Raw genomic sequence first — 26,428 nt, 5'->3', positions numbered from 1 at the left:
AGGCTAAGCCTTCAATTCCAAGACAGTCTTCCCAATGCGGATGCGCTGCCCCGGCTCAACTGCCTGGGCACGGGTCAGCTGGCTGTCTCCTACGAAGGTTCCGTTGGTGGAACCGAGATCTTCAATGAACCAGCGCGAGCCCTGTGGGAACAGGCGGGCGTGGCGTCCCGAGGCGTAGTCGTCTTCCAGGACCACCGTCGCATCCTGGGCACGGCCGAAGAGGATCGGCTGCCCCTGCAGGGTGATGGTGCGTCCGGCCAGGGGGCCCTCGAGGATCTGCAATGCGCTTGCGGGTTTGCGGGTGGTCGGTTCCGGCTCGGCCAGCTCGGGGTTCTTCTTCAGCGCCCGGGCGCTCGGCTTTCCGGTGCGCGACCGCGAGCCGATGGCCAGATCGCGGCGCATCGACCCGACCACGCTGAGAACGAGCAGCCAGATCAGGACAAGGAAGCCCAAACGGAGCAGGCTCAGAACGAGGTCATTCATGCATGGTCTCCGTTGTTCGTGGTAATCAGTCGGAAGACGATCTTCGTCTGTCCGATATTGATGATTGAACCGTCAAATATACGGGTTTCAGAGGAAATTTTCTTTCCATCAACGTAGGTTCCGTTGGTGGAACCGAGGTCGGAGACGACATAGGTATTCTGTCCGCGGGTCTCGACGCGGACGTGCTGGCGCGAAACTCCCGAGTCGTCCACCGGGATGTCGGTGCTGGCCGAACGGCCGAGAACGATTGAGTGATGGTGCAATGCGAAACGTTCGCCGTCGACTTCCAAGATCGCCTGCTTGGGGATGGAAGGTGCCGCGGGCTCGGGCTTCGGGCGGCTGGTTGGGCGCGGCTGGGCGGTGGTCTTCGGGGAAGCTGGCTCGCGGGGGATTACGGCGGCGCCCGATGGCTTGGGCGCCGGTTCGCGAACCGGGGCAGAGGCGGCCGGTTTGGAGCTGGCATCCTTGATGGAACCGTTGATCTCCATCTCGCCGACCTTGAAGTTCGGGTCGGAGACGAAATGGATCATGATGTCGCTCTGCACCGAGTAGCCCTGGGTGCTTGCGTGTTCCGCGGTAACCTTAGCCAGCTCGTTGACGACGGATGAGCCCCATCCCTTGGCGGTCTCGAAGTCCTTCTCGCTCAGGGAAACGACAAAGTCATTCGGCGCCAGGCTGCGGCCCTCGCTAATTGGCAGAATGCCGCGATCCATCTCATTGCGCAGGGCGGTGGTCAGCTCTACGGGTTTGATCTCGCTGGTGCTGGTGCCCCGGAAGAAGCTGGTGACGACCTTCTCCAAGCCTCGTTCGACCTTGTCGAGAAAGCCCATTACTCGCGCTCCTTCCTACCTTTTTGGATATCTATCGAGCCCCGATTGAGGTGGCCATTACGACCAGAACACGGAACTTCATTGTCGATCTTACTGTTTTCAGCTGTGCAATTGCCGGAAATTTGCTGGCGAACACGTGGTGCAATAGGCCAACGGAGCGGGCATTAAAAAAGTTGCAAATGTGTTGCTGACCACAAAGTACCGTTTCGATTAGGTGATCGGTAAAAGTGTGTGTAAGCTAATTCTTGTTGCCGCGAGAGTGGGCAGCGAAAAAGTAAATATGCGCGAGTGGCGGAATTGGTAGACGCGCTGGCTTCAGGTGCCAGTGATCGCAAGGTCGTGGGGGTTCAAGTCCCCCCTCGCGCACAAAATGGATAACCTCCGGTTTGAGATCTGAATCTCGAACCGGAGGTTATTTCTTTGCCTTGGAACACCTGTTTCGCGGCCCAAGGCCGTCTGCAAAAACACCTTCTTGCGTCGTGCAGATCTCACCCGGCGCGGACTACTCCGGCGGGCGCCTCGTGTCGGCTATCAAGAAGCCGCCTTCCGGGCGTGCCGCCAGCGGCCCCGCGCATTGACGGCGCAGGCGCGGACCGCGATGGCCACGGCGATGCCGGTGACGTATCCCGCGACCGGGCCGAAGCCGCCCTGCGGATGAGGGTCGAGGAAAGGGTACGGATATCACCCCGGAGTTGTCGCCGGGGTCGTCGCGAACGGAGCGCCGATCCAGGTGTATCCGGGCCAGGCCAGGGGGAAGGTGAGCGCCAAGGCCACGGATTTCCAGGGCAGCGCGCGGGGCTTGGGGTCGAAAAGCGCATCGAGAAGCGTGACGACCGGACCGAAAAGGTGCATGACCTCGTTCGACCAGGGCACGGTGATGCCCTGATCCAGCATGATGCCCCTGAGCAGCAGGTTGTAGGCCACGCCGGTGACGTGCATATAGGTCGTTGCGCAGGCAAGCAGGCCGGCCGTGCGGTGTCACGCGGCCTCGAGCCCTGGCTGGTCATCGGCCATGCGGCAAGCAGCAGCACCACGGCGCAGAAGATATTGGACAGGATCGTGCAGTAGTTGAAGAAATTGGCCATTGTGGTGACCGGATCCCGGTCGAGCGCTACGGTCCTTTCGATGGTGGCCCGGGTCTGGCCGCGAAGGCCGCGGGAAGCAGTAGGCCCATCACGCCGCGCACGGCAGCCCAGGCAAGCCACGAAGCGTTGGTTGATCCGGTCGAGCCCTGGGGCCGCGCGCGTGATCCCCACGGGAAAAGAATCCTGGTAACGCGGAGTGTTCCAATGCCGGGGCGTTCCCGACGGTGGTCCGGTGGCATAAAATCAGTCTCGGGAATTCACCGAAGGGATGGGCTGATGGCTGCCAAGGGCGAAGCATTTGAACTGACCGGAATCGTGCGGCTGATCGCCGACCGGCGAATCGTCGCATTCGACCAGGAATCCAGCGATCGGCTGCCCAGTCGCGGCCAGGTTGCGGTGGAACTGTCGGGTGCCTGCGACACGGTCACAGTCGTGCTCGACCCGGACGGGCGCAAGGGGCACTGGCTGTCCATCGACGGCAGCGGACCGGTGGATATCGACGCTGAACCAGGCTCGAAGCTGGCCTTCACCGCCCAGCTCTGCGGCAGCTGGCCGGAAACCGAGGTGCCGGGGGATCTTTCCGCGGCGCTGAAGGACACCCCGGAGTTGGACGGGACCTGGGCAGGACTGACCCCGATGGCGCGCTGGGAGTGGGTGCGCTGGGTCGGCGCGACCAAGAATCCGCAGACCAGACAGCGTCGCGTGGAGGTCAGCATCTCCAAGCTGCTGGACGGCAAGCGCCGTCCCTGCTGCTTCGACCTGTCCTCCTGCACCGACCCGGAGGTCGCCAAGGGCGGAAAGCTGATCGTCTAGGACCAGCCGGGCAGTGCGGCCTTCAGCAGATAGTAGGTGTCGAGCTCCGGCTCGGGATCGAAGATCAGGCCCAGCACGCCGCTGCTCATGACCACCATGCCCAGCACCACCAGCAGGGCCACGACCGCGGTGGCGACGGTGAAGAACCGTGAATTGCGCACTCCTACAGCCCGCCGTCGGCGGTAGTGGAGCCGCGGACCACAAGGGAGCTTGGAAGCATCGACTGCAGCGACTGCGGCGCCTGCCCGTCGATCAGTTCGCGCAGCTTGAGCGCGGCCTGCCGGCCGACCTCGGTGGCGTGGAGCTGGACGCTGGTGATCGAAGGGCTCGAGGTGGCCGAGTACGGCAAGTCGTCGAATCCGGTGACGGCCAGGCGGTGGGGGATTCGGATGCCCAGGTGGCGCGCCGCGTGCAGCACGCCGAAGGCCTGGGTGTCCGTGGCGCAGGCCAAGGCGGTCACCCCGCAGGACTCCCACATCGGCCAGTTGCGGCTGAATTCATCGGATGCCGCGCCGACGTCGATCATTGAGCTTGCCACATTGCCTGGCAGGACCTCGATGCCGTAGTGCGCGGCGGCGTCGAGGAAGGCTTCGCGGCGAACCATCAGGGTGTCGGTGCCGGTGCTGCCGTCCAGATAGGCGGCCTTGGTGTGCCCCAAGCTGGCGAAATGGGCCACAACTGCCTCGGCGCCCTGGGCCACATCCATGTTCACCGCGGGAATCGAAGGGTCGATGCCCGGCGCATCCAAGGCCACCAGCGGAAGCGGACCGGCCAGGTCTTCCAGGAACACCTTGGTCGGCGCATGGACCAGCAGCCCGGCCGGGCGCAGCCCCAGCAGGCGGCGGGTCTCGGTGGCGCTGGGGGAGATGCCCGCATCGGTCACTGAGAGCAGCAGCTGGTAGTCGTTGCCCAGGACCGAGCGAACGCCGGCGATCACCTTGGCGAAAAACGGGTTCGAAATATCAGGCGCCACCAGGATGACCAGCGAGCTGACTCCCTTGGCCAGCGAGCTGCCGATGCCGTCCACGAAGTAGCCGAGTTCGCGGATCGCCTCCCGGACGCGTTCCTCGTTGTGCTTCGAGACGCGGCCGGCGGACTTGCCGTTGGCCACCAACGACACGGTGGCGGTTGAGACCCCGGCGTGCTCGGCGACCATCGCGGCGGTCACGCGGTGCGGAGGCTGCTTGCCCGCAGATTTTTCCCCAATGTTCATGGATCCATACTAGTGCGCATTCCCGCGTTTGAAAGGCAATAGTTAAGCGTTTGACGATCGTGGTGGTTGCCGGGAGAATCAAGGAAGAACCGTAATCCATGCCGGCGGCCGCCGCCCGGCGCCCGAAGGACAGCACACCATGACTCATGAGGCACCTGCCGCTCGCAAGATCATCCTCGACTGCGATCCAGGCCATGATGATGCTGTCGCGATGCTCCTGGCCCACGGCAGCCCGAAGATCGATCTGCTGGCGGTCACCACCGTGGCGGGCAACCAGACCCTGGACAAGGTGACCGCTAATGCGCTCGCCGTCGGGACCATCGCCGGGATCACAGGCGTCCCGTTCGCCTCGGGTTGCGCCCGCCCGCTGGTGCGCGACATCGAAACCGCAGGCGACGTGCACGGGGATTCGGGCATGGACGGCCCCGCCCAGCCCGTGCCGAACATCGAGCTCGATCCGCGCCATGCCGTGGACCTGATCATCGACACGATCATGGCCCACGAACCGGGCGAGGTCACCCTGGTGCCCACCGGAGCCCTGACCAACATCGCCCTGGCCGTGCGCAAGGAACCACGGATCGTCCAGCGGGTGCGCGAAGTGGTGCTCATGGGCGGCGGCTACCACGTCGGCAACTGGAGCGCCGTGGCGGAATTCAACATCAAGATCGACCCGGAAGCCGCGCACATCGTCTTCAACGAACCGTGGCCGGTGGTCATGGTTGGACTGGACCTGACCCACCAGGCGCTGGCCACCGCCGAGGTCGTCGAACGCATCGAGCAGATCGGCACCGGCCCGGCCCGCTTCGTGCGCGAACTGATGGATTTCTTCGCCCAGGCCTATCGCGACAACCAGGGATTCGACGCGCCCCCGGTGCATGACCCGTGCGCCGTGGCCTATGTGATCGACCCCGACGTCGTGCGCACGGTCAAGGCCCCGGTCAGCGTGGAGCTGCGCGGCGAACTCACTCTGGGCATGACCGTTGCGGATTTCCGGGCCCCTGCGGCAGAGGATTGCCATACCTCGGTGGCGGTAGACCTGGACCACGCAGGATTCTGGAATCTGGTCATCGACGCGCTCGAGCGCATCGGTGATGTCGAGCTCCCGCAGCCCGCGTCCCGCTGAGCTCCGCGCCGCCACGTAGAAGTAGCCGTCACCACACCGCTGATTCACTGATATGTGACTAGGGTCAATGCAATTTCTGCCATCCGTTTTATAGACTGAAATCAACGCGGTATTCATTGAAACGAAGGTTGTGAGATGGCAGTACAAACCCCGCACCAGAACGTGGCATTTGAATCCTCCGGGACCGAAGCGCACGGATACCTCGCGCTGCCTGAATCAGGCAAGGGGCCCGGGGTCATCGTGATCCAGGAGTGGTGGGGATTGACCGACCACATCCGCGACGTCGCAGACCGCCTGGCCGCCCAGGGCTTCGTGGCGCTGGCCCCGGACCTCTTCGGCGGCAGCATCACCCATGACGGCGAAGAGGCAAAGCGCATGATGTCCGAGCTTCCCGAGGAAAAGGGCGCCGAACTGCTGGCCGGTGCAGTTGACTACCTGCTGGCGAGCGACAATGTCACCAGCGAGAAGCTCGGGGCCATCGGCTTCTGCATGGGCGGCGGGTTCGTCCTGCAGCTGGCGGCGCAGCAGGGCGAGAAGATCGCGGCGGCCGTGCCATTCTACGGCGTCGGTCAGGGCGTGCCCAACGACTTCAGCGGCGTGAGCGCCGCGGTCCAAGGCCACTACGCGAACTTCGACGACTTCTACCCGGTCGACCAGGCGCGCGAGCAGGAACAGCAGATCCGCCGCGAATCCGGTACCGAAGTCACCTACTTCTACTACGACGGAAAGCACGCCTTCCACAACGACGAGAATCCGGCCGGGAACTACGATCCTGCGCTGGCCGACACCGCCTGGAAGCGCGCCGTGGAATTCCTGCAGGAAAAAGTCGCTTAAAACCCATAAAGTGGTATCCATCACAGCAAGCAGCATCATTACATAGAGGAGAAAATATGTCTGAGACCATCATTGTCGGCGTCGACGGTTCCGAAACCGCCCAGCGCGCCGCACGCCGCGCCGCCAGCCTCGCAGTCAAGCTGGACGCCGAACTGGTTGTCGTCACCGCGCACGCATCGGACAACACCGAAGTCGTCTCCATCGGTTCCGACACCTGGATCCTGGACGACGCCGAGCAGGCCCGCAAGCTGGCCCAGCGCGTCGCCAACGACGTCAAGAGCGCAGTTCCGGGCGTGAACATCACCGCGGCAGCAGGCCACGGCAAGCCGGGCGACGTCCTGATCTCCGAGGCCGAGGGCCGCAACGCATCGCTGATCGTCGTCGGCAACGTGGGCATGAAGGGCCTGGGCCGCGTGCTCGGCTCCGTCGCCTCTTCGGTAGCCCACTCGGCTCCATGCGACGTGCTGGTCGTCAAGACCGACAAGTAAGCAGCAGACTTCACCCGCTGGCGGGCGCCGGATTTCCCCGGCGCCCGCCAGCGGCGGTTAACCCAAACGACGAAGATCAAAGACAAGTAGGCTTTAACCGTGCAAAAACTTCGAGTTTCCTACGTCGCAGGCGTCACCCCGGGCAAATGGATGGACCGTTTCGCCGAACGCTACCCGGATGTCCAGCTGGTGGCCGCGCGCCACGACGAGGGCGACATCCTCCAGCTGCTGGCCGACGGCACGGCCGACGCGGTGTTCGTGCGCTACCGCGGTGACTCGCCCAAGGACGCAACCCGCCACGTCATCCCGCTGTACGAGGAACTGGAAGTGGTCTGCGCGGCCAAGGACCACGACGTGGAGTACTACGAGGAATCCATCCCGGCCTCGGTCGTTCGGAGCTTCGCGCAGCTGGACCTGGCCGACTACCCCGAGGAAGTCGGCGGCATTCCCGTTGCGATGGAGGTCGTCGCCTCCGGAGCTCAGGTGGCCCGCGTGCCGCAGAGCATCGCCCGGCTCTTCCACCGCAAGGACGTCATCTACCGCCTCATTGAGGACGGCAACCCGACCCAGATCGGCATCGCCTGGCCCGCCGCCATGGAAGACACCGCCCTGGTGGATGAATTCATCGGCATCGTGCGCGGGCGCAGCGCCAACTCCTCGCGCCAGGCCTCGGTGCGCCAGGACCAGCAGCAGGCGAAGAAGGTCAACGACCAGGCGAAGGCCAAGGCCAAGGCCAAGGCGCAGGAAGCGGCCAAGAAGGCAAAACAGCAGGCCAAGAGCAAAGCGCGGGCCTCAGGCTCCAAGCCGCGCAAACGCCGCTAGACACCCGCGCAATCTCCTAGGACGTGATCCGCAACTCATGAGAGAGTTTGGGTATGAAGCAATTCGATACCCTCACCCTGTCCGTCCAGGACCATGCCCTGATCCTCACCATCGACCAGCCCAAGAGCCTGAACGCGCTGGCCCGCGAGGTGGTCAACGACCTCGAGGCGTTCCTCGACTGGTTTGAAACCACCGGCTACGAGTACCGCGGCCTGGTCATCACCGGCGCGGGGGAGAAATCCTTCGTCGCCGGGGCGAACATCGTGCAGATGAACTCCATGGACGAAGCGACCTTCCTGGCCTATGCCCGCCAGATGCACGTGGTCACCGAACGCTTCGAATCCCTGCAGGTCCCGGTCATCGCCGCGGTCAACGGCTTCGCCCTGGGCGGCGGCTGCGAACTCGCGCTGGCCTGCGACTTCATCTACGCTTCCGAGCGCGCCAGCTTCGGCCAGCCGGAGGTCAACCTGGGCCTGGTCCCGGGCTTCGGCGGCTCGGTGCGCCTGCCGCAGCGCGTGGGACGCGCCATGGCCCGCGAACTGATCTTCACCGGACGGCGCATCAAGGCCGACGAGGCGCTGCGCATCGGCCTGGCCAACCGCGTCACCGCGCCGGACGAGCTGCTCCCCGCGGCCATCGCGACCATCGCGGAGATCGCCGCCGTGTCGCCGACCGCCGTCACCATCGCCAAGCGCGCCATGGTGCAGATGGACGGGCTGGACACCCACGACGCCCTGGCCAAGGAAGCCGACGCCTTCATGAGCGCCTTCCACACCGAGGACTCGGTGGAAGGCCGGGCCGCCTTCGTGGAAAAGCGCGCGGCGAACTTCCCGGGCAAATAGGCATGCACTACGGCGCCCACCCCGACCAGTGGCTCCAGTACTACGAACCGGAGGCAGTCACCGCCCGCGGGGCCGTGATGATCATCCACGGCGGGTACTGGCGCGAAAAATACACCGCCAGCCTGGGTGCGCCGCTGGCCGCGGACCTGGCCGCGCGCGGCATCCCGGCCTACAACCTGGAATACCGCCGCGGCCCGGGCAGCGCCGCGCAGATGCTGGCCGACGCCAAGCTGGCCGTGGGGCTGATCAAGGAGGAAGGCCCCATCACGGTCATCGGGCATTCGGCCGGCAGCCAGCTGGGCTGCGTGCTCGCCGCCCATGACGAACGCATCACTCAGGTGATCAGCCAGGCCGGGCTGCTGGACCTGGGCCTGGCCCAAGCCCTGGCGCTCAGCGACGGGGCAGTGGACGAGCTGCTCGGCCCGCTGCCGCGCGCCGCCTACGACCCGGTGGAATTATGGCCGGTGCGCGCCCGTGTCATAATCTTTCATGGACGGGATGACGCGGACGTGCCGGTGAAGATCGCGCGGCGCGCCGCCCAGCGGGCCGCGGCCCTGGGGCAGGAACACGCCTTCACAATCTTCGAGGGCGACCACTACACCTGGATCGACCCGAGCAGCAGCCAGTGGGACGCCTGCGTGCGGGCGTTGTCCCCCGCGCACTATTAAAGGAGCAACATGAACCCGACCGTCATCGGCGAAGCGCTCGTCGATGTCCTGGCCTCAGGCATCGCCCCGGCCCAGGAATTCGTGGGCGGATCTCCGCTGAACGTGGCGGTTTCGCTGGCCCGGCTGGGCTACCCGGGCACCCTGATCTCCCGCTGGGGGGACGACGAGAACGGCCGCAAGATCGAGTCCTACCTGGCCGGCAACGACGTGCGCTACATCGGCGGCAAGGACAGCGAACCGACAGTGCTGGCCCACGGCATCCTGGACCCGGCCGGCGGGGCCAGCTTCACCTTCAACGCCTACTGGCAGATGCCGAAAATCGGCCCCGAGCTGCCGCAGGACACCGAGCTGGTGCACACCGGCTCCATCGCCACGCTGTTCAGCCCCGAGGAGCTGCTGCCGCTGCTCGCCGCGGCCCGCGCCCATGCGACCATCAGCTACGACCCGAACCTGCGCCCCTCGCTGGTCTCCAGCCACGCGCAGACCGTCGCCCAGGTGGAGCAGTTCGTCGGCCAGGCCGACGTGGTCCGCGTCTCCGGCATCGACCTGAAATGGCTCTACCCGATGCGCTCGGTGCAGGATTCGGCCCGCGCCTGGCTGGCGCTGGGACCGGCGCTGATCGTGGCGACCTCCGGCTCGCGCGGCTCCTGGGGCGTGGTGCGCGCCGGCGACACCGCCCATGAATCCTCGGCCGTGGAGGTCGCGGACACCGTGGGCGCCGGCGACACGTTCACCGCGGCGCTGCTGTGCTGGCTGGCCGAGCACGGCACGCTCGGCGCGGCAAACCGCGCCAAGCTGGCGGACCTGCAGGTCGGCCAGCTGGCCCAGGCGCTGGACTTCGCCTCGCGCGCCGCTTCGGTGACGGTGCAGCGCGCAGGCGCCAACCCGCCGCGCCGCGAGGAGCTGTAGATGATCAAGCTGATTGCCTCGGACCTGGACGGAACCATCGTCAACCACGACGGAACGATCAGCGGCCGCACCCGGCAGGCGTTCCTCGCCGCCAGGGACGCTGGCATCCAGATCGTGTTCGTCACCGGGCGCCCGTTCCGCTGGCTGACCCCGGTGATCGAGTCCTTCGGGGAGATGGGAACCGTCATCTGCTCCAACGGGGCGCTGCTCTACGACCTGGAGCACGACCAGGTCATCTGGTCGCGCACGCTGCCGGTGGAAACCGCCAGGCAGGCCGCGCGCATCATCCTCGACCACGAGCCCCACGCGGCGTTCGCGGCGGAAACCACCAAGGGGCTGCACCTGGGCGAGGGCTTCGCCGACCGCCACCACAACTTCGGCGTGCAGGCTCCGCTGGACCTGTCCAGCGACGAGATCGAGGCCGAGGGCATCGTGAAGTTCCTGGCCCGCTCCCCGCGCATGGCGATGGACGACTTCTACGCCGCGGTCGCCCCGCAGCTGGGCAGCCTGCTCTCGGTGACCCACTCCGCCTTCGACGTCTCGCTGCTGGAGATGGCGCACGTGGACATCCACAAGGCCACCACGCTGGACGAATACTGCCGCCGGCTGGGCATCGGCGCCCACGAGGTGATGGCCTTCGGGGACATGCCCAACGACATCGAGATGCTGCAGTTCGCCGGCCACGGCTACGCCATGGCCTCCGGGCACCCGCTCACCCTGGCCTCGGCCCGCCACGTGGCCCCGCCGCTGGAAGAGGACGGCGTCGCCCAGGTCATCGAGGGCCTGCTGCCATGACCCGCGCCTTCACCCACCGCGGGGTGCGCACCGGGCTGGAGGAGAACACCCTGATTGCCTTCCAGCGGGCGGTGGAGCTGGGAATCGACCACCTGGAATCCGACGTGCATGCCTCCGCGGACGGCACCGTCTACCTGTTCCACGATCAGACCCTGGACCGGGTCACCGACGCCGCCGGGCGCTTCAACGACCACTCGGATGCGCAGCTGGCTCAGGTGCGCGCCGGGGGCCAGCCGCTGTGCACCCTCGAGACGCTGCTGGACGCCTTCCCGCACGCCCTGCTGAACCTGGACGTCAAGGACGATCACGTCATCGGCCCACTGGCACAGCTCATCGAGCGGCGCCGGGCGCACGGCTCCATTGCGCTGGCGTCCTTCGACACCCGGCGCAGCGCCGCGGTCGCCGCGTTGCTCTCCAAGCCGGTGAGGCGCTCGCCGGGGCGGCGCCAGATGGTGCTGATCTGGCTGTGCGCGCACCTGTTCGGGCGTGTTCCGCGCCGGCTGGTCAGGGATTTCTGGGCCGTGCAGGTCCCGCTGAAACAGGGCGCCATCCCGGTGGCCACATCCCGCTTCGTGCGCGCGGTGCAGCGCGCCGGGGCGCAGGTGCACGTGTGGGTCGTCAACGACGAGCCGACCATGCGGCTGCTGGCCGCCCGCGGCGTCGACGCCATCATGAGCGACGACGCGGCGCTGCTGGTGAAGGTGCTCGGCGCGCAGGCCTAGGCCAGCGCGAGCGTATCCAGCACCAGCGCGGCATTCTCCTTGAGCTGCTCGTCCCCGGCGTCCAGCAGCAGGCGCAGCCAGGTTTCATGCTGCGACAGCGGAGCTACCAGGCAGGCCGGGGCCACCAGGTCGTAGAGGTCGTCCGCGCTGCCGTAGGCGGAGAACTCGTTCAGGTAGGCCGCCAGCGCGCGCATGACCCGCTCGTCCTCCAGGCTGCAGTTCCACGCCTCGCTCATTGCCGCCAGCGGGGCTGCCAGCGAGGAGAACGGGTGCGCCCAATGGGCCGCGCCCAGGTTCAGGATGCGTCCGTGCTCGCCCGGCTCGGCCGGGACCACGACCTGCGCCAAATCGAAGCCGCCGTGCTCCAGGCTCAACGGCACCGGACCGGCATGCAGGGCCTGGGCCGCGCGGGAGAGCGCGTCGACGTGGGCGACCAGCGCATCGGCGCGGGCGGGATCCAGGTACAGCGGGTGGGCGGGGTCCAGCGAGACGTGCAGCATCAGCGCCTGCTCGAACTGCTCGGGCAGGAACTGCGGATCCACCACGGTCACCCCGGCGTTGAAGAAATCCTCCTCGTGGCCCATGAGCGCCACCTGGAAGGAGCCGAGCGAGGCCAACGCCAGCTCCCAGTTCTCCACCGAATTGCCCAGCTCGATCAGGGTGTGCCCGAAGTCGGGGCTGAGCATGTACCCGGCCATGCGGTCGATCGCCAGCGGCATGACCACGCGGTCCGGCAGCAGTTCACCGGCCTTCACGGTCGCCGCCGCCTCGGCGGCCAGCCCCGGCGCGTTGGCGCTGAAGATCAGGTCGGCCGCGTCGGTCTGCACCAGCGCCGAGATCTGGTGCAGGCTGGCAGGCCAGAAGTCCGGGCCGCCAACCCGCGAAATGTTGTAGGCGCTGCACGCCTGGTCGATCCATTCGGCGGCAGCTTCACGCCAGTCTTCGCTATTCCACACATCTATCCACTGAGCCACGTTCTTAATCGTAGTATGCCGGGTCAAGTGCGCAATGAGTTGCTACCGTAGGAATCACGGCCAGCAATTCGCCCCCTCTGTCGAAGGATTTCGATCGTGAACGATTTTCGCCCCAGCTACCGGCACCGTGACTACAAGGCCGTCCTGTTCGACCTGGACGGCGTCCTGACGCCGACCGCGCTGCTGCACCGCTCGGCCTGGCACGAGCTCTTCTCCGGCTACCTCGCGGCCGAGCACCCCGAGCTGGACCCCTATACCGAGTCCGACTACTTCCGCCTGCTGGACGGGCGCCCCCGCTACGACGGGGTCGCGGCGCTGCTCGGTTCGCGCGGCATCGAGCTGCCCTGGGGAACCCCGGACGACGCGCCGGGCTACGGCAGTGTCTGCGCCCTGGGCAACATGAAGAACAGCGTGTTCACCGCCGTGCTGGAGCGCGACGGCATCGAACCCTATGCCGGGTCGCTGGCCTACCTGCGGCAGGTGCTGGCCGCGGGCCTGGACGTCGCGGTGGTTTCCTCCTCGCGCAACGCCAAGGCAGTGCTGGCAGGATCCGGCCTGGGCGAACTGATCCCCACGGTCATGGGAGGCACCGAGGCCGCCTCCCGCCAGCTGGCCGGGAAACCCGAGCCCGACACCTTCCTGGCCACCGCCCGCGACTTGGGCTGGCGCCCGGAGGAATGCGTGGTCATCGAGGACGCCTCCAGCGGGGTCAGTGCGGCCCGGCGCGGCGGCTTCATGGTGGTCGGCGTGGCCCGCGAGGACAACGAGGCCGACCTGATGGCCTCCGGCGCGCACTTCGTGGTCGGCGACTTGTCCGAGCTGGTCTCCGAGCAGGCGGCCGACGCCTGGGAATACGACCCGTGGTCCATCACCCGCGACGCCGGGCGCGACGAGAACGGGGCCCAGGACACCGTCTTCTCGCTGGGCAACGGCTTCCTGGGCTGCCGCTCCGCGCAGATCGGGCTGGGCGAGCAGGTCGGCGGGACCTTCATCAACGGGCTGCACGAGACCTGGCAGATCCGCCACGCGGAGGGCGCCTTCGGTCTGGCCGAGACCGGACAGACCATGATCAGCGCCCCGGACTTCCGCACCCTGCGCGTGTTCATCAACGACGAGGCGCTGGAAATCGGGCGCACCGAAATGCTGCGCGACGACCTGCGGCTGGACTTCCGGGACGGCACGCTGGTGGCCACCAGCCTCTGGCGCACCGCCGAGGGGCACCGCGTCGCGGTCACCGCGCGCACCATGATCTCCTTCTCCGACCGGCACCTGGCCCTGCAGGACCTGCATGTGCGCCTGCTGGACGCCCCGGCCAACGTGATCGTGCAGTCTTCCTTGATCGGCTACCGCTCCCAGCGTGCGGTGGCCTCGCCAGGCGAGCTGGACGCCTCGGGGCCGGCCTTCGACCCGCGCCGCGCGGACGAGGCCAGCGTGAATCCGCTGAGCTCGGCAGGGCACCGCCGCGACGGGGCCCGCATGGGCATTTCCTATGACGTGGCCGGATCCGGCATGTCGGTAGCCGCCATGGTCGAGCACCAGGTCACCACCACCGGGGGCGGGGCACCACTGGTGGACCTCACCCGCACGGTGAACGAGGAACGCGCCGAAGAGGTGGCCACCGCCCGGCTGGATGCCGGCCAGGGGGTGCGCGTGGCGAAGTTCGCGGTCTTCCACTGCTCTCGGCGCCACCCCGCCGAAGAGATGCTGCAGCGCGCCAACCGCGCGCTGAACCACCTGGTGCCGCGCGGCATTGATGCGCACTTCCGGGCCCAGCGCGATTTCATGGCAGCCTACTGGGAGCGCAGCGATGTCGTGGTGGACAGCAAGGACAAGTCCCTGCAGCGCAAAATCCGCTGGAACCTGTTCCAGCTGGCCCAGGCTTCGGCCCGCGCGGACGGCATGGGAATCAGCGCCAAGGGGGTCAGCGGCAACGGCTACTCGGGGCACTACTTCTGGGACACCGAGATCTACGTCCTGCCGTTCCTGACGTACACCAACCAGCAATGGGCCCGGAACACGCTGCGCGCGCGTGTGGCGATGATCCCGGCGGCCAAACGCCGTGCGCGGATCATGAACGAGGACGGGTTGCTTTTCCCGTGGCGCACCATCAACGGCGAGGAAGCCAGCGCCTACTACCCGGCCGGCACCGCGCAATACCACATCAATGCGGACGTGGTGTATTCGATGAACCGGTACCTGACGGCGATGGAGGACGACGAATTCCTGATCGGCGGTGGCGCGGAGATCCTGGTGGGCACCGCACGCATGTGGTCTTCGTTGGGCTTCTGGCGTGGCAGCGGGGAGAACGAACGCTTCCACATCCATGGGGTGACCGGCCCGGATGAATATACCGCCGTGGTCAACGACAACCTCTATACCAATGTCATGGCGCGCTTCAACCTGCGTCGCAGCGCCCAGTTGCTCGGAGAGTTCGCGCAGCGCCATCCCAAGGCTTTCAAAGATTTGTCCAAGCGTCTGAATCTGCACCCAGAGGAGCTCTCCACTTGGGAACATGCAGCTTCATGCATACATATTCCGTATTCGGAAAGGGTGGGGATCCACCCGCAGGACGAGCATTTCTTGAACCGCGAGGTATGGGATCTGGAGAACACCGGCGCCGACAAGCGTCCGCTACTGCTGCACTACCATCCCTTGGTGATCTACCGCTTCCAGGTCATCAAGCAGGCCGATACAGTGCTCGCCCTGTGGCTGCGCTCCAGCGATTTCACCGCGGAGCAGAAGCTCGCCGATTTCAACTACTACGACCCGCTCACCACGGGCGACTCGACCCTCTCTGCCACGGTGCAGTCGATCCTCGCCGCCGAGGTGGGATACCGCGATTTGGCGTGGGAATACTTCGAGCATGCGCTGAACGTGGACTTGGAGAACCTGCACGGCAATACGGCCGACGGGGTCCATGTCGCCTCCACCGGCGGGGTTTGGGCCGCACTGGTGTACGGCTTCGCCGGACTGCGGGACGACGACGACAGGCTCTGCTTCGATCCCCGGCTGCCGCAGGAGTGGAATTCCATGAGCTTCAGCCTGGCTTGGCACGGCACTCGCATCTACATCACGCTGCGCCAGCGGTCCATCGACTTCACGCTGCGCGGGCCGCATTCGCGTCCGGTCTGGGTGCGCGGCGAGCAGCTGGATCTGCCGGTGGACGAAACCGTCACGGTGCCGCTAGACGACCAGGGACCGTTGCGCGAGGGGCGTCCAACCTTGGACCACGTACTCTCGCTGCAGGCCGAGGCCGGAGCCGAGGTGCCGATCAAACCCTGGTAGCCGGGACTCAGGAATCCTGGCGCAGGTTGTTGCCCGCGGTCTCGCCGCCATCGATGGCGATCGAGGAACCGGAGACGAACCGGGACTCGTCGCTGGCCAGGTACAGCACCAGGGAGCTGATCTCCTCGACCTGCGCCGCACGCCCGGCCGGCACCTGGCCGAAACCGCGTTGGAGCCCGGCGGTCAGCGGCGTCTGCACGCTGCCCGGGTGGATCGAGTTCACGCGGATGCCGTCCGGGCCGAAGTCCAGCGCCGAGGTCTTGGTCAGCCCCTGTACCGCCCATTTGGAGGCCGAGTACGCCGCCCGGTTCTTGAATCCGGTCAGGCCGGCGATCGACGAGATGTTGATGATGGACGAGGTGTCCTGCTTGCGCAGTTCGGGTACCGCCGAGCGCATGCCGTAGAAGGTGCCGTTCAGGTCGATGTCAAGGGTGCGGTGCCAGTCGTCGAGGCTGGCGCTTTCCACCGAGCCGGGGGTGTAGATGCCCGCGTTGTTCACCAGCACGTCGAGGCGTCCGAAAGTTTCCACCGCGGTGCGCACCGCCAGTTCCCAGTCCTCCAAGCTGGTGACGTTCAACGGCGCGAAGACCGCCGCCTGGCGCCCGGTCTCCTTGTTGATCGACGCGGCAAGCTCGCGCCCGGCCTGCTCCTGCAGGTCGCCGATCACGACGCTCGCGCCATGGCTTGCCAGCACCCGGGCGTGCGATGCACCCATGCCTTGGGCGGCTCCCGAAATGAGGACTACTTTGCCGGCTGCGCGGCCGGCGGAAATCTGTGCATTCATGCGACTCAGGCTATGAGCCGGTGCGGCCAGCAGAACCCGATGTTCCGTTCAACGGTATATTCTTGAGGATCGCAGGCAGAGAGGCAGGTGCGTCATGGCGAACTCGCCATCTGGAGAATCGGTAATCCACCGCGTGGTGCGGATCCTGTCCGCCTTCGGCGAGGATTCCCCCGCCCTGGGCCTCCGGGAGCTCGCCCGCTCGGTCGACCTGCCGGTATCCACGGTCTACCGGCTGGTCAGCGAGCTGGAGCTGGAAGGGCTGCTGGTGCGCGATACCGCGGGCCGGCTGCGCCACGGGCACCGGCTGTGGGAGCTGGCCTCCCGCGGATCCCGGGCGTCCTCTTTGCGCGAAGCTGCCCTGCCGCCCATGGAAGACCTGATCAACCACGGGTTCAGCCACGTCTCGTTGGGCGTCCTGGAGGGCAACGACGTGCTCTACATCGAGCGCCTGGCGGCGGACGACGCCACCGTGAACATCACCAAGATCGCGGGGCGGTTGCCGGTGCACGGCTGCTCGGCCGGACTGGTGTTCATGGCCTATGCGCAGGAGGTGGTCCAGGAGATGTTCCTGTCCCGGCGGCTGGAAAAGCTGACCGAAGACACCGTCACCGAGCCGGAGAAGCTGCGTGCCATCCTGGCCGAGATCCGCGGCCGTGGCTACGTGAGCATGCGCGGCATCATCGTCCCTGAATCCAGCGGCATCTCGGTGCCGATCTTCACGGAGAAGAACCATGCGGTGGCCACCTTGTCGGCCATCGTGCCGCGCGGCGAGGAGTCGCTGAACCTGATTGTTCCGCACCTGAAAATCGCCTCCAGCGCCATCACCCGCCGGCTGGGCTATGAGCCCTCCGGGCGCGAGATCCAGCGCCGCAGTACGCCTGCTGCGTTCTAGGTGTTTCATTCAACGGAGCGCGGTGCTCCGTTGAATGAAACACCCCGCCCAGCCCGTGGTGTGACCCATGTCATGATCTTCTGCATCCCAGCAATGCACCTGATCGAAGGGGATCATTTCCATGCGCATCCTGAACCCGCAATCCCGGCAGCCGCTGCCCGGCTACGACGTCGTCGTCGTAGGCTCCGGAGCCGGCGCGCTGACCACCGCAGCCACCGCCGCGAAGGCCGGCCGCTCGGTCATCGTCCTGGAAAAGAGCGAGCTGCTCGGCGGCACCTCGGCGGTTTCCGGGGGCATGCTCTGGGTGGTCGACAACCACCATGCCCGCGAAGCGGGGATCGAGGATTCCAAGCAGGCCGGACGCGAGTACGTGCAGGCCGTAGCCCGCGGCCGCGGGCGCGCCGAATTGCTGGATGCGGCGCTGGACTACGGAGATGCGATGTTGCGATTCGCCGAAACAGAACTCGGCGTGAAATTCATCTTCCTGGACAACTTCCCCGACTACCGCCAGGACCTGCCCGGCGCGGTGTCCGGCGGACGCACCGTCGAACCGGAGCTGTTCAACTTCCGCGAAGCGCTCGGCAAGCTGGCCGCGCATGTGCGCACCGACGGCCGCCACCCCTACACCATGCAGGAATACGAGGACTGGGGCGCCTTCACCAAGTTCCCTTGGGAGGAACTGACCGCCCGGCAGGATGCCGGCGTCGCCGCCAAGGGCCACGCGCTGGTTTCCATGTTGCTCAAGGCCTGCCTGGACAACGGGGTCACCCTGGCCGTCGAGGCCTCCGTGGCCGGACTTGAAACCAGCGAAGGCCGCGTATCCGGCGTGCGCCTGCAGGACGGCACCCGCATCGAGGCCGCCCACGGCGTGATGCTGGGAACCGGCGGCTTCGAATGGGACAAGCCGTTGGCCGACTCGCTGCTGGCCTCCCGCCTGTACACCATGTGCTCCCCGCCCACGAACACCGGCGACGGGCTGAAGATGGCCCAGCGCATCGGCGCCATGACCCGCGGCACCCGCGAAGCCTGGTGGGCCCCGATGTCGGTCACCGGAACGCTGCGCGACGGCGAGCCGGTGGGATCCCTGCTGCGCTTCGAGCGCCAGGGCCCGGGATCCATCATGGTCAACCGCCACGGACAGCGCTTCGCCAACGAGGCGCAGAACTACAACGACCTGGCCCGCGTGCTGCAGTCCTGGGACTCGCCGAACAACCAGACGCTGAACACCCCTGCCCACGTCGTCTTCGACGAGTCGTACCTGCAGCGCTACGGCATCTTGGACCACCGCGCTGGCAAGCCGACCCCTGACTACCTGGTCCAGGCCGACACCCTGGAAGAGCTGGCAGTCAAGATCGGCGTCCCCGCCGGGAACCTGGCGGCCACCGTCGAGCGTTTCAACCAGCACGCGGTGCGCGGCGAGGACCCGGACTTCGGCCGCGGTTCCTCGGCCTACGACCGCTACTGGGGCGATGCCGGGAACCAGTGGCCCAACCCCTCGCTCGGCCCGTTGCAGTACGGACCGTACTACGCGATGGAGGTACTCAACGGCGCCTTCGGCACCTGCGGCGGCATCGGCACCGACGGCCGCGGCCAGGTGCTGGATGTTGACGGGATCCCGATTGAAGGACTGTACGCCGCCGGCAATACCGCCGAAAGCGCCTACTCCGCCGGATACCCTGGCGCCGGAGCGACCCTCGGGCCGCTGATGACCCTCGCCTACCTGGCTGGACGGGCCATCGCCGGCCAGCCGTCCGAGTACTCGGCGCAGAACTTGAGCGCGGTGGCCCGATGATCCGCCACATCGTGATGTTCCGCTTCTCCGAGGGATTCACCCCGCAGATCCGCGAACGCTGGATCGCCGGCCTGGAAGCCATGAAGGGCAACATCCCCGGCATGCTGGATCTGGTCCACGGGCCGGATGTCATGAAGACCGACCGCTCCTGGGACCACGTGATCGTCGCGGACTTCCGCAGTGCCGGCGACATCGCCGTCTACAACACCCACCCGCTGCACGAAGCGATCAAGCCGCTGTCCCTGCCGAATGTGCTGGACCTGGCTTACGTCGATTTCGAGCTGGATTCCTCGCTTCTCCCCTCGCACAGCTAAGGACGCACCATGAGCACCTCACCCGACGTGGCGCCGCAGTCGCCCACCGAGCACGGCGGATCCGTGCCACGGCGCACCCCGGTCAAGGCCGCGCTGGCCTCTTTCCTGGGATCGACCCTGGAGTACTACGACTTCTTCATCTACGGCACCGCCGCCGCCCTGGTTTTCCCGCAGCTGTTTTTTCCGGCGGGCAATCCGGCCATCGCCACCATCGCGGCCTTCGCCACCTTCGGCGTCGCCTATGTCGCCCGTCCGCTGGGCGGACTGGTCATGGGGCACTTCGGCGACAAGCTGGGACGCAAGAACGTCCTGCTCTTCACGCTGATGCTGATGGGCCTGGCTTCGCTGGGCATCGGCCTGCTGCCGACCTATGAGCAGATCGGGGTGTGGGCCACCGTGCTGCTGGTGATCGCCCGCCTGGCCCAGGGCTTCTCCGCCGGTGCCGAATCGGCCGGCGCTTCCTCCTTGACCCTTGAGCATTCTCCGGAGGGCCGCCGCGGTTTCTTCACCTCGTTCGTGATGACCGGGTACGCCTCCGGCATGGTGCTCTCTACGCTGGTGTTCATCCCGGTTACTGCGCTGCCCCAGGAGCAGCTGATGAGCTGGGGCTGGCGCATCCCGTTCCTGCTTTCGGTGCTCGTGCTGGCGCTGGCCTTCTGGGTCCGGACCCGGCTGGATGAAACCCCTGCCTTCGAGGAGCAGGTCGCCGAGGACCAGCCGCGCAAGCTCCCCTCACGCGAGGTGCTGCGCTATCAGCGTTCCGACGTGCTGCGTGTGCTGCTGATGTCGATCTTCTCGGTCATGCAAACCATCTTCACCGTTTTCGGCCTGTCCTACGCGGTGCAGCACGGCGGGATCGAGCGCACTTCCATCCTGGCCGTCAACGCGGTGGCCATCGGACTGTCCATGGTGGCGATGCCGCTGTGCGGCCGGCTCTCGGACCGGATCGGGCGCCGCCCGCTGATGCTGACCGCAATGATTGGCAGCACCGTGAGCCTCTACCTGTACTTCCTGGCGCTGGGCACCGGGAACATCTGGCTGGTCTTCGCCGCGAGCTTCTTGTTCATGACGGTGTTCTACTCCGGATTCAACGGGATCTGGCCGTCGTTCTTCGCCGAGCTGTTCGCCACCCCGGTGCGCTACACCGGCATGGCCATGGGCAACCAGCTGGGCCTGCTGGTGGCGGGCTTCGGCCCCATGATCGGCGGACTGCTGCTCACCGAAGGCGAATTCGGCTGGGTTCCGGTCGCGGTCTTCGGCAGCGTCTGTGCCCTGCTGGCCGCCATTGCAGCCTTTTCCGCCCGCGAAACCGCCCACACGAACATTGCCGAGCTCGGCGAGCCCTACCTGCGGGCCGTCGCCTCCAAACGATAGGACCAGCACATGACTACCACCTACAACTGCGACTTGCTGATTGTCGGATCCGGAGTGGCCGGCCTGGCCGCCGCCATCCGCGCCGCCCACGACGGGCTGAACGTGATCGTCGCGGAGAAGTCCCCGCACTTCGGCGGCACCACCGCCCTCTCTGCCGGCTGGTCCTGGGTTCCGGGCAACCGCAAGGGAGCCGCCGCCACCGGCGACACCCGCGCCGAAGCGGAGGAATACCTCAGGGCGCTGGCCCCGGACAGCTACAACGCCAAGGGTGTCGCAGGATTTCTGGATACCGTGCCGGAGGCCATCGACTTCTTCGAGAACGACACCGACGTGGTCTTCTCCTACCCGGAGAAGGCGCCGGACTACCAGATGGACCTGCCCGGGGCGAAGCTGGGGGGCCGGGCGATCCTGCCCTCCGACGCCGATGTGCGCATGCTGGGCGACCGGCGCAAGGAAATCCAGCCCTACCTCAGCTCCTACACGGTCTTCGGCTACATGCCGCAGGTCGGGCCGGACCTGACCCAGTTCCTGCACGCCAACCAGTCCCCTAAGTCCTTCACCTACGTGGCCGCCAAGCTGCTGAAGACCTGGAAGGACATCGCATTGCACGGCCAGCCGATCAAGCGCACCAACGGCTCGGCGCTGATGGTGCGCATGGTCCGCTCCGCGCTGGATGCCGGGGTGCGGGTCTGGACCGGCACCCCGGTGCAGCAGCTGCGCACCGCTGCGGACGGTTCCGTGACCGGCGCGGTGCTCGGCGGCAAGCACGCCGGTCTGGTCAACGCCAAACTGGGTGTGGTCCTGGCCGGCGGAGGGTTCTCGGCCGACGACGAGCTGCGCCAGAAGTACTTCGCCCATGACACCCTCGGCGGCCAGCACTTCACCCCTACCCAGGGGCATGACGGCTCCTCGGCCCGCATGGCCATGGCCGCCGGCGGCCGGATCAACGACAACGTCTCCTCGGTGGCCTCCTGGGCTCCGGTCACGGTCTTCAAGTACCTGCGCGGCGGCGCGCAGCGGCTTTTCCCGCACCTGCGGCAGATCGGCCTGCCGGGCATGATCACCGTTGACCGCGACGGCAAGCGCTTCGGCAACGAGGCACTGAGCTACCACGACTTCGGCCGGCAGATGCTGGACCACCACGCCAACGAGCAGGACGTCTACGCCTGGATCATCGGCGACAAGCGGCTTATGGACAAGTACGGCATCGGCTACGCCAAGCCGTGGCCGGTGCCGCGCGGCTTCTTCCATCGGATCGGCTACCTGCACAAGGGACGCAGCATCGCGGACCTCGCGGCGAAGATCGGTGTGGACCCCCAGGGCCTGGAGCAGACCATCGAGCGCTTCAACCGCGATGCGCTCGCCGGGAAGGATACCGAATTCGGCCGCGGCTCCACCGCCTACAACCACTTCCGCGGGGACATGGAGCACAAGCCCAACCCGAACCTCGCCCCGCTGGCCAAGGGCCCGTTCTATGCCGCGAAGGTGCAGATGGGGGACATCGGCACCTTTGCCGGCATTGACGTGGACGACCGGTCGCGGGTTATCCGCGAGGACGGAAGCCGCATTGACGGCCTGTACTCGGTGGGCGCCGCCGCGGTGTCGGTGTTCGGGGGAGGCTACCCGGGCTACGGCTCGCACATCGGCCCCGCGCTGGTGTTCGGCTACCGGCTGGGGCGTGACATCCTCGAGCTGGTCGGTGAAACCCGCGAGGTGCGCCAGCGGTGAGCCCCGATGCCGCAGTGGTCACCGGGGCGGCAACCGGCATCGGGGCCGCCACCGCGCGGCTGCTCGCCTCGCGCGGGTATCGGGTGGTCATCGGGGATGTCGATGCCCGGGCTGAGGATGTCGCTGCCGGGATCCGGGCCGAAGGACACCACGCGCTGGCGGTCTGCTGCGATGTCTCCGACGAAGATTCAGTGGCCGGGCTCTTCGCCTCGGCACGGGACATCGGCCCGTTGCATGTACTGGTCGCCAACGCCGGCATCGCCGAAACCAAGGGGCCGCTGCATGAGCTGGACAGTTCCTCCTGGAACCGGGTGCTGGACATCAACCTCGGTGGTACCGCGCTGAGCATGAAGCATGCGCTGCGCCATATGGTTCCGCAGGGATCCGGCTCCATCGTGGCCATCTCATCGATCCTCGGGCTGGTCGGCCAGGCGAATTCCGCCGCTTACTCGGCGGCGAAGGCCGGGGTGGTGAATTTGGTGCGATCCACGGCATTGACCTACGCCGCGCAAGGGGTCCGGGTCAATGCCGTAGCCCCGGGCTACGTGGACACCGAACTTCTGCGGAGGCTGCCGCCGGAAGTGCGTTCCCGGATGACCAGCCGGCAGCCGCTGGGCAGGCTCGGCACCCCTCAGGAAGTCGCGAACGTCATCGGGTTTCTCGCTTCGCCTGAGGCGAGCTTGGTCACCGGCGCGGTCTGGGCCGTGGATGGCGGCTACACGGCGCAGTAGGTTTTAACGACCCAAGGAGGCGGGAACTGTGCTGGGTTCCCGCCTCCTTGCCTGCGCCGTGATGCCGGCCGCTACAGCGTCATGTCCTCCAGTGTGCGCCCCTTGGTCTCGCGGATCAGGAAGGCTACGAACACCAGGGACAGCAGCGCGAAGAACGCGTAGATGCCGTAGGCCAGGGCCAGGCCCGCCTCGGCCAGCGCCGGGAAGGTCGTGGATACGACGAAGTTGGCGATCCACTGCGCGGAGGCCGCCACGCCCAAGGCCATGGCGCGGATGGAGTTCGGGAAGATCTCGCCCAGCAGCACCCATACCGCCGGGCCCCAGGTGGCGCCGAAGCCGATCACGAACAGGTTCGCCGCGACCAGCGCGACCATGCCCCAGGAGCCGGGCAGCGAGACCGCGCCGTCCACGGTGACCGCCTGCGCGAAGGCCAGGCTCATCGCGCCCAAGGAGAGCGTCATGATGCCGGAGCCGATCATCAGTAGCAGCTTGCGGCCCAGCACGTCGATCAGCAGCACCGCCACGATCGTTGCCAGCACGTTGATCACCGAGGTGATCAGAGAAATGGTGAAGGAATCGGATTCGGCGAAGCCCACCGACTTCCATAGCGTGGTCGAGTAGTAGAAGATGACGTTGATGCCAACGAACTGCTGGAAGACCGAGAGCAGGATGCCCACCCAGACCAGCGGGTGGAAGCCGAAGCGGCCCAGCAGGTCCTTGAACTGCTGGCGTCGCTCCACATGCACGGTGGCGCGGATTTCCTCGATTTTGTCCTCGGTCGGCTTGCCGGGTTCCAGGCCCATATCGCCGGTGAGCACCGAGGCGGCCTCGACATAGCGCCCGCGCTCCACCAGATAGCGCGGGGATTCGGGCAGGCGCAGCGCCATCAGGCCGTAGAGCACAGCGGGAACGGCCAGCGACAGGTACATCCAGCGCCAGGCGGCCAGGCCGAACAGCCCCACCGCGTCCGCCGAGCCCATCACGAACACCAGCAGCGCGCTGACCAGGAAGGCCACGAAGATGCCCAGCACGATGGCCATCTGCTGCATGGAGCCCAGCCGGCCGCGGTGCGCCGCCGGGGAGATCTCGGCGATGTAGGCCGGGGCGATCACCGAGGCGAAGCCCACGCCGATGCCGCCGACGATGCGCCAGATGACCAGGTCCACGGCGCTGAAGCAGAGCCCGCAGCCGATCGCGGAGACGAGCAGCAGGATCGAGGCGATGAGCATGGTGCGCACGCGGCCTACGCGTTCGGAGACTACGCCGGCCACCCAGGCGCCCAGTGCCGCGCCGAGCAGCGCGCAGGACACGGTGAAGCCGACGGCTACCGCGTTCAGCGAGAATTCATGTTCCACGGCGTCGACCGTGCCGTTGACGATCGACGAGTCGTAGCCGAACACGAAACCGCCCAGCGCCGCCCCGAGGGCGACGAAGATCAGGCGTGCAGAGATCTTTCCATCAGATGTGGTCGCAGTCATAGTTGCTCATCGTAGCGGAATTACGGGCCCCCGTCACTTTTTGGAAAGTACCCTTACTATAAGCTCAGCTCAGCGGCTTAAGCGGGAACGGCGGCCGGAACCCGATGGGGGATTCCGGCCGCCGCAGCGGTGGAGAAGAGCGGACCTAGGCTCCGGTCTGGGACAGGTCGTTGCCGCGCAGCTTCGCCGCGGCGCTCATCAGGTGGAAGACCACCAGGGTGGCAATGGTGCCCAGGGCGATGCCGCCCAGCTTGAACTGGCCGAAGGCGATTTCGCTGGTCACCGCGATCGCGATGATCAGGCCGGTGCCGGCGGTCATCAGGTTGATCGGGTTGCCGAAGTCAACCTTCGACTCGATCCACAGGCGCGCGCCCACGATGCCGATCATGCCGTAGAGCACGATGCCCAGCCCGCCGATCACGCCCTCGGGGATGGTGCCGATCAGCGCGCCCACCTTCGGCATGAACGCCAGCGCCATCGCGGCGATCGCTGCCACCCAGTAGGCGGCGGTGGAGTACACGCGGGAGGCAGCCATCACGCCGATGTTCTCCGCGTAGGTGGTGGTGGCCGAGCCGCCGCCGAAGCCCGCCACCATGCTGGCGGCGCCGTCGGCCATCAGCGCGCGGCCGTTGAACGCGGTCAGGTCGTGGCCGGTCATCACGCCCACGGTGCGCACGTGGCCGATGTTCTCCGCGATCAGCACGAATACCGCCGGCAGGAACATCAGCGCGGTGTCCAGGTGGAAGCTCGGGGTGTTGAATTCGGGCAGGCCGAACCACGCGGCTTCGCCGACCTTGGCGAAGTTCACCTGTCCCTGGGCCAGCGCGATCAGGTAGCCGGCGACCAGCCCCACCAGGATGGACAGGCGCCCCAGCAGGCCCTTGAACACAACGGTGGCCAGCACCGTGGCGATCACTGTCAGGAACGTGGTGGCCGGGAACTTCTGCATGGGTTCCAAGGTGGCGCCGGCCAGGTTCAGGCCGATCAGCGCGACGATGGTGCCCATGACCACCGGCGGCATCAGCGCGTGGATCCAGCCGGTGCCGGTCTTCTGTACCACCAGGCCCACCAGGAACAGCAGCGCGCCGGTCATCACGATGCCGCCCAGCGCCGCGGACATGTCGTGGGCCTTGGTGGTCGCGACCACCGGGGCGATCAGCGCGAAGGAGGAGCCCAGGTAGCTGGGCACCTTGTTCCTGGTGATCAGCAGGAAGAGGATGGTCGCCACGCCCGTGAAGAGCAGGGTCGTGGTGACCGGGAACCCGGTGATCGTGGGAACCAGGATGCTGGAGCCGAACATGGCCAGGATGTGCTGCGTGCCGATGGAGATCGTCTGCGGCCAATGCAGCCGCTCATCCGGGGCAACAACCTCACCGGGGGTGATGGTCTTGCCGTTGCCGTGAATGCTCCAACTCATGCAGTCCTCCAGACTCTGCGGCCCCAACGCGT

General features: G+C 66.7%; 26 protein-coding genes and 1 tRNA gene. 18 read left to right on the top strand and 9 right to left on the bottom strand.

Annotation, left to right across the window (positions count from 1 at the left end; all coding sequences use genetic code 11):
* Positions 1-3: 3 nt before the first annotated feature.
* A complete protein-coding gene (locus RF641_RS13880; protein WP_047120591.1) occupies positions 4-483 on the bottom strand; it encodes an FHA domain-containing protein FhaB/FipA in 480 nt (159 codons plus the stop codon).
* Positions 480-1,313 carry an FhaA domain-containing protein gene (locus RF641_RS13875; protein ID WP_424573418.1) on the bottom strand — a complete coding sequence of 278 codons (834 nt, stop codon included), beginning with the start codon at positions 1,311-1,313 and terminating at the stop codon, positions 480-482. The genes RF641_RS13880 and RF641_RS13875 overlap by 4 nt, the downstream gene beginning before the upstream one ends.
* Positions 1,314-1,595: 282 nt before the next feature.
* Between RF641_RS13875 and RF641_RS13870 the strand changes: the two genes are divergently transcribed.
* Positions 1,596-1,679 (top strand) — tRNA-Leu (locus RF641_RS13870).
* A gap of 315 nt (positions 1,680-1,994) precedes the next feature.
* Here RF641_RS13870 and RF641_RS13865 read toward each other — a convergent pair.
* Positions 1,995-2,276 carry a Pr6Pr family membrane protein gene (locus RF641_RS13865; protein ID WP_286163650.1) on the bottom strand — a complete coding sequence of 94 codons (282 nt, stop codon included), beginning with the start codon at positions 2,274-2,276 and terminating at the stop codon, positions 1,995-1,997.
* Between the two features lie 398 nt (positions 2,277-2,674).
* Here RF641_RS13865 and RF641_RS13860 point away from each other — a divergent pair, with 398 nt between their 5' ends.
* Positions 2,675-3,211: a YdeI/OmpD-associated family protein gene (locus RF641_RS13860; RefSeq protein ID WP_120991615.1), complete on the top strand. Its 537-nt coding sequence runs from the start codon at positions 2,675-2,677 to the stop codon at positions 3,209-3,211.
* Here the strand turns inward: RF641_RS13860 and RF641_RS13855 are convergent.
* Positions 3,208-3,372 carry a hypothetical protein gene (locus tag RF641_RS13855; protein ID WP_157359268.1) on the bottom strand — a complete coding sequence of 55 codons (165 nt, stop codon included), beginning with the start codon at positions 3,370-3,372 and terminating at the stop codon, positions 3,208-3,210. The two genes, RF641_RS13860 and RF641_RS13855, sit on opposite strands and share 4 nt — an antisense overlap.
* Positions 3,373-3,374: 2 nt before the next feature.
* Positions 3,375-4,424 (bottom strand): LacI family DNA-binding transcriptional regulator, encoded by a 1,050-nt coding sequence (locus RF641_RS13850; protein WP_424573417.1) that lies wholly within the window; start codon positions 4,422-4,424, stop codon positions 3,375-3,377.
* Positions 4,425-4,563: 139 nt separating this feature from the next.
* Here RF641_RS13850 and uriH point away from each other — a divergent pair, with 139 nt between their 5' ends.
* From uriH to RF641_RS13805, 9 genes are all read left to right on the top strand, one after another.
* A complete protein-coding gene (uriH, locus tag RF641_RS13845) occupies positions 4,564-5,547 on the top strand; it encodes a uridine-preferring nucleoside hydrolase UriH (protein WP_047120595.1) in 984 nt (327 codons plus the stop codon).
* Positions 5,548-5,682: 135 nt separating this feature from the next.
* A complete protein-coding gene (locus RF641_RS13840) occupies positions 5,683-6,381 on the top strand; it encodes a dienelactone hydrolase family protein (protein ID WP_424573416.1) in 699 nt (232 codons plus the stop codon).
* Positions 6,382-6,437: 56 nt separating this feature from the next.
* Positions 6,438-6,869: a universal stress protein gene (locus tag RF641_RS13835; protein WP_053797112.1), complete on the top strand. Its 432-nt coding sequence runs from the start codon at positions 6,438-6,440 to the stop codon at positions 6,867-6,869.
* Between the two features lie 99 nt (positions 6,870-6,968).
* Positions 6,969-7,691, top strand: coding sequence for a LysR family transcriptional regulator substrate-binding protein (locus RF641_RS13830; protein ID WP_060616983.1), 723 nt, complete (start codon positions 6,969-6,971; stop codon positions 7,689-7,691).
* A gap of 53 nt (positions 7,692-7,744) precedes the next feature.
* The gene (locus tag RF641_RS13825) at positions 7,745-8,533 is read left to right on the top strand and encodes an enoyl-CoA hydratase/isomerase family protein (protein ID WP_047120597.1); all 789 of its coding nucleotides are present in this window, start codon (positions 7,745-7,747) and stop codon (positions 8,531-8,533) included.
* 2 nt (positions 8,534-8,535) lie between these two features.
* Positions 8,536-9,201, top strand: a complete 666-nt coding sequence (locus tag RF641_RS13820) for an alpha/beta hydrolase (RefSeq protein ID WP_113607264.1) — start codon at positions 8,536-8,538, stop codon at positions 9,199-9,201.
* Between the two features lie 9 nt (positions 9,202-9,210).
* Positions 9,211-10,110 (top strand): carbohydrate kinase family protein, encoded by a 900-nt coding sequence (locus tag RF641_RS13815; RefSeq protein ID WP_113607263.1) that lies wholly within the window; start codon positions 9,211-9,213, stop codon positions 10,108-10,110.
* Positions 10,111-10,905, top strand: coding sequence for a Cof-type HAD-IIB family hydrolase (locus RF641_RS13810; protein WP_053797116.1), 795 nt, complete (start codon positions 10,111-10,113; stop codon positions 10,903-10,905). It begins immediately after the preceding gene.
* Positions 10,902-11,627 carry a glycerophosphodiester phosphodiesterase family protein gene (locus RF641_RS13805; protein ID WP_047120600.1) on the top strand — a complete coding sequence of 242 codons (726 nt, stop codon included), beginning with the start codon at positions 10,902-10,904 and terminating at the stop codon, positions 11,625-11,627. The genes RF641_RS13810 and RF641_RS13805 overlap by 4 nt, the downstream gene beginning before the upstream one ends.
* Here the strand turns inward: RF641_RS13805 and RF641_RS13800 are convergent.
* Positions 11,624-12,583: a hypothetical protein gene (locus tag RF641_RS13800; protein WP_424573415.1), complete on the bottom strand. Its 960-nt coding sequence runs from the start codon at positions 12,581-12,583 to the stop codon at positions 11,624-11,626. The two genes, RF641_RS13805 and RF641_RS13800, sit on opposite strands and share 4 nt — an antisense overlap.
* A gap of 114 nt (positions 12,584-12,697) precedes the next feature.
* Here RF641_RS13800 and RF641_RS13795 point away from each other — a divergent pair, with 114 nt between their 5' ends.
* Positions 12,698-15,886, top strand: coding sequence for an HAD-IA family hydrolase (locus tag RF641_RS13795; protein ID WP_052772563.1), 3,189 nt, complete (start codon positions 12,698-12,700; stop codon positions 15,884-15,886).
* Between the two features lie 7 nt (positions 15,887-15,893).
* Here the strand turns inward: RF641_RS13795 and RF641_RS13790 are convergent, their stop codons facing one another.
* Complete coding sequence (locus tag RF641_RS13790) at positions 15,894-16,670, bottom strand: SDR family oxidoreductase (RefSeq protein ID WP_047120602.1); 777 nt, start codon at positions 16,668-16,670, stop codon at positions 15,894-15,896.
* Positions 16,671-16,764: 94 nt separating this feature from the next.
* Here RF641_RS13790 and RF641_RS13785 point away from each other — a divergent pair, with 94 nt between their 5' ends.
* The 6 genes from RF641_RS13785 to RF641_RS13760 all read left to right on the top strand — a co-directional run bounded on the left by RF641_RS13785 (position 16,765) and on the right by RF641_RS13760 (position 23,501).
* Positions 16,765-17,562 (top strand): IclR family transcriptional regulator, encoded by a 798-nt coding sequence (locus RF641_RS13785; protein ID WP_047120603.1) that lies wholly within the window; start codon positions 16,765-16,767, stop codon positions 17,560-17,562.
* Positions 17,563-17,683: 121 nt separating this feature from the next.
* On the top strand, positions 17,684-19,354 hold the full coding sequence (locus tag RF641_RS13780) for an FAD-dependent oxidoreductase (protein ID WP_047120604.1): 1,671 nt from the start codon (positions 17,684-17,686) through the stop codon (positions 19,352-19,354).
* Positions 19,351-19,668, top strand: coding sequence for a Dabb family protein (locus tag RF641_RS13775; RefSeq protein ID WP_047120605.1), 318 nt, complete (start codon positions 19,351-19,353; stop codon positions 19,666-19,668). Before RF641_RS13780 ends, RF641_RS13775 begins: the two co-directional genes overlap by 4 nt.
* Before the next feature lie 9 nt (positions 19,669-19,677).
* Positions 19,678-21,042 carry an MFS transporter gene (locus RF641_RS13770; RefSeq protein ID WP_047120606.1) on the top strand — a complete coding sequence of 455 codons (1,365 nt, stop codon included), beginning with the start codon at positions 19,678-19,680 and terminating at the stop codon, positions 21,040-21,042.
* Positions 21,043-21,051: 9 nt separating this feature from the next.
* The gene (locus tag RF641_RS13765; RefSeq protein ID WP_113607259.1) at positions 21,052-22,770 is read left to right on the top strand and encodes an FAD-dependent oxidoreductase; all 1,719 of its coding nucleotides are present in this window, start codon (positions 21,052-21,054) and stop codon (positions 22,768-22,770) included.
* Positions 22,767-23,501, top strand: a complete 735-nt coding sequence (locus RF641_RS13760) for an SDR family NAD(P)-dependent oxidoreductase (RefSeq protein WP_047120608.1) — start codon at positions 22,767-22,769, stop codon at positions 23,499-23,501. The genes RF641_RS13765 and RF641_RS13760 overlap by 4 nt, the downstream gene beginning before the upstream one ends.
* A 71-nt stretch (positions 23,502-23,572) precedes the next feature.
* Here the strand turns inward: RF641_RS13760 and RF641_RS13755 are convergent, their stop codons facing one another.
* Complete coding sequence (locus RF641_RS13755; protein ID WP_047120609.1) at positions 23,573-24,979, bottom strand: sugar porter family MFS transporter; 1,407 nt, start codon at positions 24,977-24,979, stop codon at positions 23,573-23,575.
* A gap of 145 nt (positions 24,980-25,124) precedes the next feature.
* Positions 25,125-26,396: a uracil-xanthine permease family protein gene (locus tag RF641_RS13750; RefSeq protein WP_424573414.1), complete on the bottom strand. Its 1,272-nt coding sequence runs from the start codon at positions 26,394-26,396 to the stop codon at positions 25,125-25,127.
* Positions 26,397-26,428 lie beyond the last annotated feature (32 nt).

The organism is Arthrobacter sp. 'calajunan', assembly GCF_046940185.1.
Classification (GTDB): Bacteria; Actinomycetota; Actinomycetes; order Actinomycetales; family Micrococcaceae; genus Glutamicibacter; species Glutamicibacter soli.
Note: the sequence above shows the minus strand (reverse complement) of the source record. Positions and strands in the feature narration are given on the sequence as shown.

Excerpts from the sequence above, each read along its gene's own strand:
- RF641_RS13755 (WP_047120609.1), bottom strand. The coding sequence starts at position 24,979 with ATGACTGCGACCACATCTGATGGAAAGATCTCTGCACGCCTGATCTTC.
- RF641_RS13850 (WP_424573417.1), bottom strand. The coding sequence starts at position 4,424 with ATGAACATTGGGGAAAAATCTGCGGGCAAGCAGCCTCCGCACCGCGTG.
- RF641_RS13875 (WP_424573418.1), bottom strand. The coding sequence starts at position 1,313 with ATGGGCTTTCTCGACAAGGTCGAACGAGGCTTGGAGAAGGTCGTCACC.
- RF641_RS13765 (WP_113607259.1), top strand. The coding sequence starts at position 21,052 with ATGACTACCACCTACAACTGCGACTTGCTGATTGTCGGATCCGGAGTG.
- RF641_RS13835 (WP_053797112.1), top strand. The coding sequence starts at position 6,438 with ATGTCTGAGACCATCATTGTCGGCGTCGACGGTTCCGAAACCGCCCAG.
- RF641_RS13860 (WP_120991615.1), top strand. The coding sequence starts at position 2,675 with ATGGCTGCCAAGGGCGAAGCATTTGAACTGACCGGAATCGTGCGGCTG.
- RF641_RS13775 (WP_047120605.1), top strand. The coding sequence starts at position 19,351 with ATGATCCGCCACATCGTGATGTTCCGCTTCTCCGAGGGATTCACCCCG.
- RF641_RS13750 (WP_424573414.1), bottom strand. The coding sequence starts at position 26,396 with ATGAGTTGGAGCATTCACGGCAACGGCAAGACCATCACCCCCGGTGAG.
- RF641_RS13880 (WP_047120591.1), bottom strand. The coding sequence starts at position 483 with ATGAATGACCTCGTTCTGAGCCTGCTCCGTTTGGGCTTCCTTGTCCTG.
- uriH (WP_047120595.1), top strand. The coding sequence starts at position 4,564 with ATGACTCATGAGGCACCTGCCGCTCGCAAGATCATCCTCGACTGCGAT.
- RF641_RS13810 (WP_053797116.1), top strand. The coding sequence starts at position 10,111 with ATGATCAAGCTGATTGCCTCGGACCTGGACGGAACCATCGTCAACCAC.
- RF641_RS13815 (WP_113607263.1), top strand. The coding sequence starts at position 9,211 with ATGAACCCGACCGTCATCGGCGAAGCGCTCGTCGATGTCCTGGCCTCA.
- RF641_RS13840 (WP_424573416.1), top strand. The coding sequence starts at position 5,683 with ATGGCAGTACAAACCCCGCACCAGAACGTGGCATTTGAATCCTCCGGG.
- RF641_RS13770 (WP_047120606.1), top strand. The coding sequence starts at position 19,678 with ATGAGCACCTCACCCGACGTGGCGCCGCAGTCGCCCACCGAGCACGGC.
- RF641_RS13820 (WP_113607264.1), top strand. The coding sequence starts at position 8,536 with ATGCACTACGGCGCCCACCCCGACCAGTGGCTCCAGTACTACGAACCG.
- RF641_RS13790 (WP_047120602.1), bottom strand. The coding sequence starts at position 16,670 with ATGAATGCACAGATTTCCGCCGGCCGCGCAGCCGGCAAAGTAGTCCTC.
- RF641_RS13805 (WP_047120600.1), top strand. The coding sequence starts at position 10,902 with ATGACCCGCGCCTTCACCCACCGCGGGGTGCGCACCGGGCTGGAGGAG.
- RF641_RS13825 (WP_047120597.1), top strand. The coding sequence starts at position 7,745 with ATGAAGCAATTCGATACCCTCACCCTGTCCGTCCAGGACCATGCCCTG.
- RF641_RS13785 (WP_047120603.1), top strand. The coding sequence starts at position 16,765 with ATGGCGAACTCGCCATCTGGAGAATCGGTAATCCACCGCGTGGTGCGG.
- RF641_RS13780 (WP_047120604.1), top strand. The coding sequence starts at position 17,684 with ATGCGCATCCTGAACCCGCAATCCCGGCAGCCGCTGCCCGGCTACGAC.